At 44.4% G+C, this 12,857-nt stretch carries 11 protein-coding genes; 10 read left to right on the top strand and 1 reads right to left on the bottom strand.

Features of this window, described 5'->3' with window-relative positions; translation table 11 throughout:
• The first annotated feature begins 1 nt into the window (after position 1).
• Positions 2-1,243, top strand: coding sequence for a peptidase T (pepT, locus tag ACSYSH_RS01670; RefSeq protein ID WP_489815707.1), 1,242 nt, complete (start codon positions 2-4; stop codon positions 1,241-1,243).
• A 92-nt stretch (positions 1,244-1,335) separates the two neighbouring features.
• On the opposite strand, the gene ACSYSH_RS01665 is transcribed toward pepT, so the two are convergent.
• Positions 1,336-1,533, bottom strand: a complete 198-nt coding sequence (locus ACSYSH_RS01665; RefSeq protein WP_252773920.1) for a YjzD family protein — start codon at positions 1,531-1,533, stop codon at positions 1,336-1,338.
• Between the two features lie 217 nt (positions 1,534-1,750).
• On the opposite strand from ACSYSH_RS01665, the gene ACSYSH_RS01660 reads away from it, so the two are divergent.
• From ACSYSH_RS01660 to glyA, 9 genes are all read left to right on the top strand, one after another.
• Positions 1,751-5,152, top strand: a complete 3,402-nt coding sequence (locus tag ACSYSH_RS01660) for a DNA polymerase III subunit alpha (RefSeq protein ID WP_491702526.1) — start codon at positions 1,751-1,753, stop codon at positions 5,150-5,152.
• Positions 5,153-5,247: 95 nt separating this feature from the next.
• Positions 5,248-6,666 (top strand): pyruvate kinase, encoded by a 1,419-nt coding sequence (gene pyk / locus ACSYSH_RS01655; RefSeq protein ID WP_252773922.1) that lies wholly within the window; start codon positions 5,248-5,250, stop codon positions 6,664-6,666.
• A gap of 93 nt (positions 6,667-6,759) precedes the next feature.
• Positions 6,760-7,761, top strand: coding sequence for a PhoH family protein (locus ACSYSH_RS01650; RefSeq protein WP_489815704.1), 1,002 nt, complete (start codon positions 6,760-6,762; stop codon positions 7,759-7,761).
• Complete coding sequence (gene ybeY, locus ACSYSH_RS01645) at positions 7,761-8,243, top strand: rRNA maturation RNase YbeY (RefSeq protein ID WP_489815703.1); 483 nt, start codon at positions 7,761-7,763, stop codon at positions 8,241-8,243. The genes ACSYSH_RS01650 and ybeY overlap by 1 nt, the downstream gene beginning before the upstream one ends.
• On the top strand, positions 8,221-8,742 hold the full coding sequence (locus tag ACSYSH_RS01640; protein ID WP_489815702.1) for a diacylglycerol kinase family protein: 522 nt from the start codon (positions 8,221-8,223) through the stop codon (positions 8,740-8,742). The genes ybeY and ACSYSH_RS01640 overlap by 23 nt, the downstream gene beginning before the upstream one ends.
• A gap of 8 nt (positions 8,743-8,750) precedes the next feature.
• On the top strand, positions 8,751-9,662 hold the full coding sequence (gene era, locus ACSYSH_RS01635) for a GTPase Era (RefSeq protein WP_489815701.1): 912 nt from the start codon (positions 8,751-8,753) through the stop codon (positions 9,660-9,662).
• An 82-nt stretch (positions 9,663-9,744) separates the two neighbouring features.
• Positions 9,745-10,530: a DNA repair protein RecO gene (gene recO / locus ACSYSH_RS01630; RefSeq protein ID WP_491702527.1), complete on the top strand. Its 786-nt coding sequence runs from the start codon at positions 9,745-9,747 to the stop codon at positions 10,528-10,530.
• The gene (locus tag ACSYSH_RS01625; RefSeq protein ID WP_491702528.1) at positions 10,527-11,489 is read left to right on the top strand and encodes an asparaginase; all 963 of its coding nucleotides are present in this window, start codon (positions 10,527-10,529) and stop codon (positions 11,487-11,489) included. The genes recO and ACSYSH_RS01625 overlap by 4 nt, the downstream gene beginning before the upstream one ends.
• A gap of 130 nt (positions 11,490-11,619) precedes the next feature.
• The gene (gene glyA, locus ACSYSH_RS01620; protein ID WP_491702529.1) at positions 11,620-12,852 is read left to right on the top strand and encodes a serine hydroxymethyltransferase; all 1,233 of its coding nucleotides are present in this window, start codon (positions 11,620-11,622) and stop codon (positions 12,850-12,852) included.
• Positions 12,853-12,857 lie beyond the last annotated feature (5 nt).

Below are 12,857 nucleotides of genomic sequence, written 5' to 3'. Positions count from 1 at the left end.
CATGTCTGAGAAGTACCCGCAGTTAGTGTCTCGTTTCTTACGCTATGTCAAAGTTGATACGCGGTCTGATGAAGAGAGTCAGACGATTCCATCATCGCCAAAAGAAGTTCAGTTTTTAAAGGATTTGGCCGTTGAATTAAAGGAAATTGGCTTGGAAAACGTCCGCACGATGAAGGATGGCTATCTTTTTGCTGAATTGCCTTCGAATTTACCAAACGGACGGGGAACAAAGATCGGCTTTATTTCCCATGTGGATACGGCCGATTTTGAAAGTGAGCATGTCAACCCACAAGAAGTTGATCACTACGACGGACATTCCGTTTTGGAGTTGGGGACGTCCGGCTACAAGTTGGACCCAGAAGTGTTCCCGCATCTCAAGAACTATCAAGGACATGATTTGATTACGACGGACGGGACCACCTTACTAGGTTCTGATGACAAGTCTGGTGTGGCTGAAATCATTGCTTTGGCAGAATATTTGTTGGCCCACCCAGAAGTAAAGCATGGTCCAGTTCGCTTTGCTTTTGGTCCGGATGAAGAAATTGGTATCGGCGCTAATCATTTTGATGTTGCTGCCTTTGATGCTGATTTTGCCTACACCGTTGATGGCGGTCCGTTGGGCGAATTGGAGTGGGAAACCTTCAATGCTGCGCAGGCCGAGATTGTGATCACCGGTCAAAACGTTCATCCTGGTACTGCCAAGGGAGCAATGGTTAATGCCATTCAAGTCGGGATTGATTTTCATAATGCGTTGCCTGAGCATGACCGTCCCGAAAAGACAGAGGGTCGTGAAGGTTTTTATCATTTGATTGATATGGCAGGAACGCCAGAGAAAGCTACGTTAACTTACATTATTCGGGATCACGATCGGGAAAAGTTTGAAAGCCGCAAGCAAACGCTGGTCCAAATCGTCGACCAATTAAATCGGGATTTGCAAAAAGACCGAGTAGCTTTGACCCTAAAAGATCAATACTACAACATGGGTGATGTCTTGAAGGATCACCAAGAAGTTGTTCAATATGCCGATCAAGCCATGATGGATTTGGGCATCACACCGGATACACAACCGGCTCGAGGTGGTACGGATGGATCAAAGATTACGTTCTTAGGTCTGCCAACGCCAAATCTTTTTGCCGGTGGTGAAAACATGCACGGTCGTTATGAATTCGTGTCAAAACAGGTGATGGAACAGGCAACTGATGTTTTGTTAGGGATCTTGACAAAGGCGGCAGAGTCAAAGTAAGCAGACTGGCTTAACTTGATTAATTAAAATTAATGGCAATAAAAAAGACTAGGATTTTTTCCTAGTCTTTTTTAAAGTAAACTGTTGGTGTTTTAGGCTTGGTTGTCTGCCTTTTCTACATTTGGAGAATCTGACAAGGCAGGTACCAAAACGAGGGCAGCTTCACCAACGATAATCGTTACGAGAGCTGTCACACCTGGATTGAAAGTTACGCCGGTCATTTGTCCGACCAAGTAACCAAGAACTTCACCAAACAGTGCACACCAGAAGGCGGCGGTAATATAGCGCATGTTTCCACTTCCTTTATGATTTACCCACTATGATACGCCCCTCTGATAAATTCGCAAGAGAATTTGTTTGATTTAAGGACAACAATTTCAGATAAGTGTTGGTTAAAAAGGCCAAGCAGCTAAAAAGGGGCGGGCGATGTTCTTGGAATTTTTCAGCTAGGCAAACAAATTTTCGGTATAATGTTTTTAGACTAGTGACGCCGTCAAGGAGGACTTTATGTACGCACCATTACAACAAAAAAGCGCTTATTCGCTTTTGCAAAGTCCTAATTCGGTAGAGCAAATTATTCAAGTGGCCAAGGACCGGGGCTATCAAGCGGTCTCTTTGGCAGAAGAAAACGTGCTTTATAGCGTGGTTGCCTTTTACAAAGCGGCCAGAAAAGCCGGTATTAAACCAGTTTTTTCGCTGGTCTTGCAGGTTAATGGCTTGGTGAATGTGGCCACAGCTTTCCCGGTTTTACTGACCGCTAAAAATCAGGTTGGTTATCAAAACTTGGTTTATTTGTCTTCTAAAAAGATGGCAAATCCTGATCAGGCGCTTCAATTGTCTGACTTGACTGGTCACCTCGATGGGCTTTCTTTGACTTTGTCGCCAAAATCAGAATTGGGGCAGTTAATTGTTGTCGAAGATTCGGCGGTTAAAAATTACCTGGATCAGTTAACTGACAAGGTTGGTGGAGCTGATTTTTACTTAGGCATTAATCCATTAATGTCGGTTCACCACCAAGACCTCTTAGTCGCTTATGCCATGGCCCATCAAGTGCGCTTAATCGCTTGGGACCAAGTCGATTATTTAAACGAGGAAGATGTTTTTTTTGCTCAAGTTTTGCGAGCCATTAATCAGGGAACTCAGTTAGAAGACTTGGACCTTTTAGCCCGTGAAAAAGGGGCCTATTACCTCAGGTCACAGGCGGAAATTGCTGAATTGTATCAAAAAAATGCGGCTTTACGTGGTGCTTATCAGAATAATGAGGCCCTGATTGGTGAGGCGAACGTTGACTTGGCGTTCAAGTCACCAGCCCTACCTGTTTTTCAACAGGATTTTGGGTTGGATTCGAAAACATATCTGACCCAATTGGCCAATGCGGGCTTAAAGCGTCGGCTAACGGGCCATGAGGAATCCTTTCAAGACTATCAGGACCGGCTGAACCATGAGTTGACCGTCATCGTGGGGCTTGGCTTTGCTGATTATTTCTTGATAGTTTGGGACATTGTTAAGTACGCCAGAGACCACCATGTCCAAACTGGTTCCGGTCGTGGATCCGCTGCGGGGTCCTTGGTTGCTTATACATTAGGGATTACCAATGTTGATCCCTTAGCCGAAGGATTGCTATTCGAACGGTTTTTAAATCCTGACCGAGCATCGATGCCCGATATTGATATTGATTGGCCAGATGACCGTCGTGATGAAGTTCTTGCTTACCTTCATGATAAGTACGGTCAGGAATCTTTCGCACAGATTATTACTTTTGGTACCTTGGCAGCTAAGCAGGCATTGCGCGATACAGCCCGTGTTTTCGGCCTTGATGCCAAGGCACAAAAACGGCTTTCAGAGGGCGTACCGGCTGGTAAAAATGGTCGTAAGGTGCCTCTGAAAGAAGCCTGGACGGCGCCTGACCAAAAGCTTAAACAAGCGATTTATGACTTGGACTTTGGTCAACTGCTGCTAAAAACGGCTTTGGCAATTGAAAACTTACCGCGAAATTATTCAACCCATGCTGCCGGCGTCGTCCTTTCAGACCAACCATTAGTGGCCACGTTGCCGGTTCAAGTTGGCAATGATGGCTATCTCTTAACTCAGGTTGAGAAGGGGCCAGTTGAAGAACTTGGCCTATTAAAAATTGATATTTTGGGCCTGACGAACTTGAAAATTTTGGCGCAAACGATTGCCTTGGCTCAAGACGATCTGCCAGCTGATTTTGATATTAAAAAAATTGATTTTCAGGACAAAGAAACCTTGCAACTTTTTGCCAATGGCAATACAACAGGCATTTTCCAGTTTGAGTCGGCTGGTATGAAAAATGTCCTAAAGCGACTGGAAGTGGATGATTTTCATTTGATTGTGGCGGCCACGGCCCTTTATCGACCAGGTCCTAGCCAACACATCGACCCCTTTATTAAACGACGCTTGAAACAAGAACCCGTGCCGACGATTGACCCTGTCGTTGACCAAATCTTGGCCCCAACCTACGGTATCTTAGTTTATCAGGAGCAGGTCATGCAGGTGGCTGCTGCCTATGCTGGCTTCTCATTGGCCCAGGCGGATTTTCTTCGGTCGGCGATGTCCAAGAAAAAGCTTGAGCAGATGGCAGCGGTCAAAACTGCTTTTATAACTGGAGCACAGCAAAAGGGGCACCGTCTTGACGAAGCAGAAAAACTGTTCGCTTATATCGATCAGTTTGCTAATTATGGTTTTAATAAGTCGCATGCAGTCGCTTATAGTCAACTATCGTTCCAGCTGGCCTACATGAAGGCCCATTACCCATTGGCCTTTTATACAGCAATTTTGAATGCCCACCAAGGCGGTGTCGAGAAGGCGCAAGCCTATTTGGCCGAGGTCAAGCAACTCGGTTTGAAGGTTTTGCCGCCAGATGTTAATACCTCCACTAGGGATTGGTCTATCCAAGCTGGCGCTCTGGTTATGGGCTTGGGCAATATTAATGGCTTGCAAACGGCCTTTGTGACAACCTTATTGGATAGTCGCAGTCAGATTGGTCGCTTTGCTAGTTTGCAAGACCTGATCAAGGCTTTGCCTGAGAAATTCCGCGATGAAAAGTTTTTAAATCAGCTTGCCTATGCAGGGGCACTTGACCATTTTGGCTATAACCGGGCGGAACTCTTAGCCAATTTGCCGGACTTGATTAATGCGGCTAGTTTTGGTGACTTAGTTTTGTCAGAGACGAAAATCAAGAAATTGGCTGATTTACCGTTAGTAGAGCGACTGCAAACGGAAAAAGAGGCCCTTGGCTTTAACTTATCGGGCCATCCAACTGAGGCTTTTCAAGCCGATTACGACCGAGGAACCGTGACGGCCATGGTCAATTTAGTTGCTGGGCAGCGTGTCAAAGTTTTAGGTCTCGTTAAAAACGTCAAAGTTATCCAGACGAAACGGGGGGACGATATGGCCTTTGTTAATTTAACGGACATGACCGGCAGCGTCGATGTCACCATCTTCCCCAAAATTTATGACAAGGTCAAAGCGGTCTTAAAGGTTGGACGCTTAGTTCAGGTAGGCGGCAACACAGAAGTCCGCCAGGGGCTCTCTGTTATTGGCAATTTCGTTGACGCAGTGGATGCCAGCCAAAGTCAAAATTTCCAAGCTGATTTGGACAAAAAACATCCGGTTCATCAGCAAACAGCACCAACAAAAAAGACTGCTCAGTCAGGTACATGGTTTTTGCGCCTGGACGAAGACCATGATCAAGAGCCGATTAAAAATCAGCTTTGGCAGGTTATGCAACAAAATCCTGGTGACTACCCGGTTATTTTGTATTGGCCGAAGACAAAGATAAGGCGAATGTTACCACAATCTTACAATTTAGCTGGTTCAGACCAGTTAAAGTGGGCATTAGAACAGGTTCTATCTAGTAAAAATGTCGTTTTCCGACAAAAAGACTAAATTGTGTCTTGTGAATTGGTTATAGAGTGTATTACAATATGAAAAGGAAGTTGTTTGTAGGCAACTCACCAAGATATCAAAGGAGCTATTTACCCATGAAAAAGACGAAGATCGTCTCAACACTTGGTCCATCATCAACTGATGTAGACACAATTGTGAAGTTAATCGAAGCAGGTGCGAACGTATTCCGTTTCAACTTCTCACACGGTGATCACGAAGAACATTTGGGCCGTATGCAAGCAGTTGCAGAAGCCGAAAAGATTACTGGTAAGACTGTTGGTCGTTTGCTTGATACAAAGGGTGCCGAAATCCGGACTACTAAGCAAGCTGATGGTAAGATTCAATTCTCAACTGGCGATGTATTCCGTATCTCAATGGACGACAGCATCGAAGGTACAAAGGAAAAGATTGCAGTTACTTATCCTGGATTGTTTGACGACGTTAAGGTTGGCGGACAAGTGCTCTTTGATGATGGTTTGTTAGCTACTACTGTCACTGAAAAGGACGAAGCAAACAAGGAATTGGTTGTTAAGGCTGAAAACAATGGTTTGTTGGGATCACGTAAGGGTGTGAACGCTCCTGGTGTTTCAATCAACTTGCCTGGTATCACTGAAAAGGATGCTGATGACATTCGTTTTGGTTTGGACCACGAAATCAACTATATCGCTGCTTCATTCGTTCGTAAGCCTGAAGATGTTTTGGATATCCGTGCCTTGTTGAAGGAAAAGAACATGGAACACGTTCAAATCATCCCTAAGATTGAATCACAAGAAGGTATCGATAACTTAGATGCTATCTTGGAAGTTTCTGATGGTTTGATGGTTCCACGTGGAGACATGGGTGTTGAAATCCCTGCCGAAAACGTGCCTTTGATTCAAAAGGAAATGATTGACAAGATGAACGTTTTGGGATTGCCAGTTATTACTGCTACTCAAATGCTCGACTCAATGGAAGAAAACCCACGTCCTACACGTGCCGAAGCTTCCGATGTTGCCAACGCTGTCTTTGATGGTACTGATGCAACAATGCTTTCTGGTGAATCAGCTAACGGTGATTACCCAGTTGAAGCTGTTGCTATGATGGCCGCTCTTGATGAAAAGGCTGAATCAGCTTTGTCATTGTACAGCCGTCATGCTGATACTTTCTACGGTGATGATGATGTTGAATCAGTTGCTTCAGCAGCAGCTCGCTTGTCAGATTCAGTTGAAGCTAAGGCCGTCGTTGTTTTGACTGAAACTGGTTACGCTGCACGAATGGTTTCAAAGCACCGTCCTGCTGTCATGACCATTGCAATGACAAAGTCAGAACGTGTTCAACGTGGATTGACTTTGAACAACGGAATCTTGCCTGTTTTGGTTGACACACCAAAGACTGTTGATGACTTGGTTGCTAAGGCCAAAGAAGAAGCCCAAGCTCAAGGATTGGCAACTGCTGGTGACAAGATTGTTGTTGTGACTGTTGCTCCAATTGACATGGCTAAGTCAACGAACAACGTTTCTGTTGAAACAATCTAATAAGTTTACTGAAAAAGTCCGATTTTGTCGGGCTTTTTTTGTTCTAAATTGTGTTAAAATAGGGTAAGTTCAACTAAATGAGGTGCGGAATTTTTGACAACGCAAACTGAGAAACTATTCACTTTTGAAAACATTGAACAGCAGACCAAATTAACGGGTCCAAAGGATCAACTTTTGGTTTTAATAGAAGAAGGCCTGGCCGTTAAAATGCTCGTTCGTGGCAATCAGGTAGCTGTCCAAGGCGATTCGAACCAAGCTTCTTTGGCACTTGCCGTTTTGGAAGCACTGACACAATTAATTAAGAAACAAATCTCCGTTGGTCCTGCTGACGTTATCTCTGCGATGACGATGGCCAAGCGGGGAACGCTGGATTACTTTGCAGATTTGTATAGTGAAAGTATTATCCGCGATAACAAAGGCCGTGCAGTCCGGGTTAAAAACTATGGTCAGCGCCAATATGTTCAAGCGATTCGCAAAAATGATTTAACTTTTGGGATTGGACCAGCTGGAACAGGAAAAACTTTCTTGGCCGTTGCCATGGCCATCTCGGCCTTAAAGAAGGGTGATGTTGAGCGAATTGTCATTACTCGTCCTGCGGTCGAGGCTGGCGAATCACTTGGGTTCTTACCGGGTGATTTAAAGGAAAAGGTTGACCCTTATATGCGGCCGATTTATGATGCCATGAATGCTTTAGTCGGAGCAGACCATGTTGCTCGCCTAATTGAACGGGGTGTCCTAGAAATTGCGCCACTCGCCTATATGCGTGGTCGCACCCTTGATGATGCCTTTATTATTGTCGATGAGGCTCAAAATACGACAAATGCCCAAATGAAGATGATTTTAACACGCTTGGGCTTTGGCTCTAAGATGGTTGTTAACGGGGACCCCTCTCAGATTGACTTACCGCATGGTGTTCGATCTGGGCTGGTTGCTGCCCGTCGGATTCTTCGCGATGTCAACCGCATCGCCTTTATTAACTTTGAAAGTGGTGACGTTGTTCGTCATCCAGTTGTTGGTCTGATTGTTTCCGCTTATGAGGATGCAGATGCCCGACTAGCAGAACTAAAAAACGCACAGAAAGAAGCCAATAACTAATGGATTTAGCATTAATTGATCAGACGAGCGATGGTGTAACACAGTTTCACCAAGACCTTGTCCAATCTGTTTTAAATTATGCTGGTGCCTATCTAGAATTACCAGACAACACTGAGATGTCAGTGACCTTTATGAATAACGATGCCATCCAGGCCTATAACCGCGACTATCGTGGCAAGGATAAGCCAACGGACGTCATTTCTTTTGCCATTGAAGAAGATGGCGAGGATAGCCCTGTCTTGCTTGATGAAGAAATGGCCGCCGATATCGCTAAAAATATTGGGGATATTTTGGTCTCCGTTGATATTATTGAAAGCCAGGCGGAATACCTTGGTCACTCTTTTGAACGTGAACTTGGTTTTCTAGTGGTTCATGGCTTCTTACACTTAAACGGTTATGACCACATGCTTGGTGATGCCGAGGAAAAAGAGATGTTTGACTTGCAGAGGAAGATTTTAGATGACTACGGACTTACGCGATAACAATCACGGTCAGAGTGAAGAGGCTGATTTCCATCCTAAGTCTGCTGTGGAAGAATTGGCGGAACAAACCAATCCCAAGGCGCCGTCTGGGCGGAACAAGAATTTTTTAATTTCAATGTATCATGCATTGAAAGGAATTTTCTTAGTAGTGATTCGCGAGCGAAATATGCGCTTTCATTTAAGTTTTGCGTTCTTTGTTCTGGTGCTTGGCCTCTACTTAGGTCTGAACCGGTCTGAATGGCTTTGGGTCGTGATTGCAGTTTTTTTGGCTGTTTATGGCGAGTTCTTAAATACAGTGGTGGAAGCTGTTGTCGACCTGGTGGTTGAACGTAAATACCATCCTTTAGCTGGTCTGGTGAAGGATGTTTCGGCCGGAATGGTTTTAGTCGCTGTTGGTGCTGAGGTGATTATCTTAGCTTTGATCTTCCAGCCACACATCTGGCATTACTTCGGGATTGAAACGGACTTCTCTCGTTTTGTTCACCGTTTGAAAGGATAACTTACTTTATGACAAATCCAGGATTTAAATCAGGTTTCGTGGCCATTATTGGTCGACCAAACGTTGGAAAGTCGACTTTATTGAATCGCATTGTTGGTGAAAAAATTGCCATCATGTCCAATAAGGCGCAGACTACCCGAAACAAGATTCAAGGTATTTATACTACCAACGATGCCCAGGTGGTTTTTATCGATACACCGGGTGTTCATAAGCCTCAAAATTCTTTGGGCGATTACATGGTCAAATCAGCTTTCTCAGCCTTACATGAAGCAGATGCAATTTGGTTTGTTGTTGATGCAAGTCAAAAGCGGGGCGGGGGTGATAACTATATCATTGACCGTTTAAAGGAAGTGACGAAGACACCGATTTACTTGCTGGTCAACAAAGTCGACTTGTTGCCTAAGGAAGAACTGTTTGAAGTCATCCAATCTTATCAAGAAGATGCACCAGTCTGGAAGGAAATCTTCCCGATTTCAGCAACCGAGGGGGACAATGTTCCTGAGCTGTTGGAAACAGTCATCAGCGATCTGGATGAAGGCCCCCAGTACTTCGATTCAGATCAGTTAACGGACCATCCCGAACGCTTCGTTATCTCTGAATTAATTCGTGAGAAGGTTTTGCAATTGACCAAGCAAGAAGTCCCACATTCTGTGGCGGTTGTCATTGATAAAATCTCTTCCGATGATGATGGTTTGGTTAGCATCCAAGCTTCAATTATCGTTGAGCGTGCCAGTCAAAAGAACATTGTGATTGGTAAGCAAGGGCGGATGATTAAGGAAATTGGTACACGAGCACGGAAAGACATTGAACGTTTACTCGGGTCTAAGGTCTTTTTGGAAACCTGGGTCAAGGTTGAAGAACGTTGGCGTGATCGACCACAGGCCTTGCAAAGCTTTGGCTACCGTAAGGATGATTTTTAAGGTCGCCTTACCAGCCACAATAGCTGAGCAGACAACCATCAGCCTGATGGTTGTTTTTTTATGGAAAAGGGGGGGGACCGTGATGGCATTGATTGAAGGTCTAGTCTTGTATACACGACCTTACCGAGATAACGATTTACTGGTTCGAGTTTTTACGAAGGAACAAGGGATAATGACTTTGATGGCTCGAGGAGCTAAGAAGGCAAAGTCAAAAATTGGTTTTGCCTGCCAGGCTTACTCTTGGGCCATTTTCGATGGCGCTTATCCAAAAAATAATCAGGGTTTAGGCTTTATTAATGATGTGCAAGACAGTCATCCCTATAAAAATGTTGTTGGGGACATCAATGTGAGTGCCTATGCAGCACTAATTGTAAAACTCTTGGATTTAGCCTTCGAGGAGGGAAAATCAGAACCAGAATGGTATGAAAAAACGTTGATTGGTTTTGACAAACTCAATGAGCAGGTAGACCCCCAAGTCATTACCAATATTTTTGAACTGCAGTTGCTGCCTGCTTTTGGTGTGGCCCCTAATTGGCAGGCCGACCCGCTTTCCGGAGCGGTAACGGGGGTGTTTGATTATTCTGAAAAATATAACGGTATCATTGAACGGTCACATTTTGACCTTGATGACCAACGTTTAAACTTAGATCAGAAGGTTGTCTATTACTTACGGCAATTTTCAGCAATTGACATGAATAAGATTGCTAAGGTAACCTTATCTTTAATGACTAAGCGCGGTATTCAACGGGTGATTGACTATCTTTATGACCGAGAAGTTGGGTTGAAGCCAAAAGAAAAGGTCTTCATTCAAAAAATGGCTGCTTTTGAAGGGCAGCTGGCCATTAAGGCTCGAAAGGGAAAGCCATGAAAAGAATTTTAGTTTTACATACTGGTGGGACGATTGCCATGCACGAGGATGTTGATGGTGATGTTGAACAGGGTGCACAAAACCCATTGAATGATGCTCATCTTGATTTACCTGAAGTGGAGCTCACAACTGAAAATATTTTTAACTTGCCATCCGAACACATCACACCAACTCATATGTTGGCTCTCTATAACCGCCTCAAAGATGCGCAAAAAGATTTTGACGGGGTAGTGATTACGCATGGAACAGATACTCTAGAAGAGACTTCATTCTTTTTGGACGGAACGCTTTCCTTTGAAATGCCGATTGTCATGACTGGTGCGATGCGTTCCTCCAACGAATTGGGATCCGATGGTTTATATAATTTCCAATCAGCCTTACGCGTGGCCATCGATGAACAGTCTAAAAATCGGGGTGTCATGGTTGTTTTAAATGACGAAATTCATGCTGCTCGTTTCGTGACAAAAACGCATGCAACAAACGTTGCCACCTTTGCTTCACCGATTTCAGGGGCGATGGGCATGGTGAATAAACGCAAGATTCTCTTCTTTTATGATTTGACAGATAAGCGGACTTATCCAATTAAAGCTGTTGATAAAAGAATTCCGGTTATGAAAGCCTACGCTGGGATGGATGGCCATATTTTGAGCCTGTTAGCTGACTCAGGAATTGATGGCATCGTGATTGAGGCGCTTGGAGCGGGAAACTTGGGTGAGGACGCTGCCTTGGGCGTTTTGAAGCTTTTGGATGCTGGAATCCCAGTGGTGATTGTTTCGCGGTCTTTTAAGGGGATTGCCGAACCGGTGTACGATTACCTTGGTGGTGGTGTACAGCTCGAGAAGGCTGGAGCCATCTTTGCTTCGGCCGTTAATGGGCAAAAAGCCCGACTAAAGCTGTTGATTGGGTTGGAGAACAAGCTAAACACGAACGATTTAAACGATTACTTGCATGAATTTTAATAAAAGTCGTACTTATACTAGACTAGCGCAATCAATCTTTGCTATAATTACCTTACACTAGTTAATCAGCTGACTGGCTAGCCACTGTTGTTTGATTTAGTGAAAGAAGATGCCCAGGAGAGCTTAAATCATGAATTTTACTGACCAAGACCCATTGATTTTTTCAGCCATTCAACAAGAAGGTGCCCGGCAAAACCGGACAATCGAATTGATTGCTTCTGAAAACTTTGCTTCAAAAGCCGTGCGAGCTGCCCAAGGTTCGGTATTGACGAATAAGTACGCGGAGGGATATCCCTACAAGCGTTACTACGGTGGAACGGAATATGTTGATATTGTTGAACAAGCTGCGATTGATCGTTTAAAGGAGTTGTTTGGTGCAGAATATGCTAACGTGCAACCACATTCTGGTTCACAGGCAAACGCTGCAGCCTACATGGCCTTCTTGAAACCAGGCGATACAATTTTGGGTATGGATTTGGATGCCGGTGGTCACTTGACTCACGGAGCTAAGGTAAGTTTTTCTGGTAAGGTTTACCATTCTGAAACTTATGGTTTAGATCCAGAGACTGAAACTTTGGATTATGATGCCATCATGGTACAAGCTAAGGAAGTCAAGCCACAGATGATTGTGGCTGGTGCATCTGCTTATTCACGAACAATCGACTTTAAGAAATTCCGAGAAATTGCTGATGCAGTTGGGGCCTACTTGATGGTTGACATGGCCCACATTGCTGGGTTGGTTGCAGCTGGTTTGCACCAAAATCCAGTTGGCATCGCTGATGTTGTGACATCAACAACCCACAAGACTTTGCGTGGTCCACGTGGTGGGGTAATTTTGTCACAAGAAAAGTATGCTAAGCAAATCAATTCAGCCATCTTCCCTGGTTCACAGGGTGGACCTTTAGAACACGTGATTGCAGCCAAGGCCGTTGCCTTTGGCGAAGCATTACGTCCAGAATTTAAGGACTATGCTAAGCAAATCATCAAGAATTCACAGGCAATGGTTACGGTCTTTGAAAAGACTGACGACATCCGTGTTGTCGCTGGTGGTACTAATAACCATCTCTTCAACCTAGATTTGACCAAGACTGATTTGACTGGTAAGGAAACACAAGAATTGTTGGACCGTGTTTCGATCACGACCAATAAGGAAGCTTTGCCAAACGAACAACGCAGTCCATTTATTACTTCTGGAATTCGTATTGGAACACCCGCCATTACGACTCGTGGTTTTGACGAAAACGATAGTGCTGAAGTTGCTCGTTTGATTGTGGAAGCAATTCATAACCATGACGATGAGAAGGTATTAAAGGACATTAAGAAACAAGCGGAGCGTTTGGCAATGGCCCATAAATTACCGTAATGCCC

It is taken from the genome of Fructobacillus sp. ESL1117 (assembly GCF_058508565.1).
This window is presented reverse-complemented; position numbering and strand designations above follow the sequence as displayed.

Bases quoted from the DNA above. Each gene is read 5' to 3' on its own strand.
- ybeY (WP_489815703.1), top strand. From the start codon at position 7,761: ATGGATTTAGCATTAATTGATCAGACGAGCGATGGTGTAACACAGTTT.
- glyA (WP_491702529.1), top strand. From the start codon at position 11,620: ATGAATTTTACTGACCAAGACCCATTGATTTTTTCAGCCATTCAACAA.
- era (WP_489815701.1), top strand. From the start codon at position 8,751: ATGACAAATCCAGGATTTAAATCAGGTTTCGTGGCCATTATTGGTCGA.
- ACSYSH_RS01625 (WP_491702528.1), top strand. From the start codon at position 10,527: ATGAAAAGAATTTTAGTTTTACATACTGGTGGGACGATTGCCATGCAC.
- pyk (WP_252773922.1), top strand. From the start codon at position 5,248: ATGAAAAAGACGAAGATCGTCTCAACACTTGGTCCATCATCAACTGAT.
- ACSYSH_RS01640 (WP_489815702.1), top strand. From the start codon at position 8,221: ATGACTACGGACTTACGCGATAACAATCACGGTCAGAGTGAAGAGGCT.
- pepT (WP_489815707.1), top strand. From the start codon at position 2: ATGTCTGAGAAGTACCCGCAGTTAGTGTCTCGTTTCTTACGCTATGTC.
- recO (WP_491702527.1), top strand. From the start codon at position 9,745: ATGGCATTGATTGAAGGTCTAGTCTTGTATACACGACCTTACCGAGAT.
- ACSYSH_RS01660 (WP_491702526.1), top strand. From the start codon at position 1,751: ATGTACGCACCATTACAACAAAAAAGCGCTTATTCGCTTTTGCAAAGT.
- ACSYSH_RS01665 (WP_252773920.1), bottom strand. From the start codon at position 1,533: ATGCGCTATATTACCGCCGCCTTCTGGTGTGCACTGTTTGGTGAAGTT.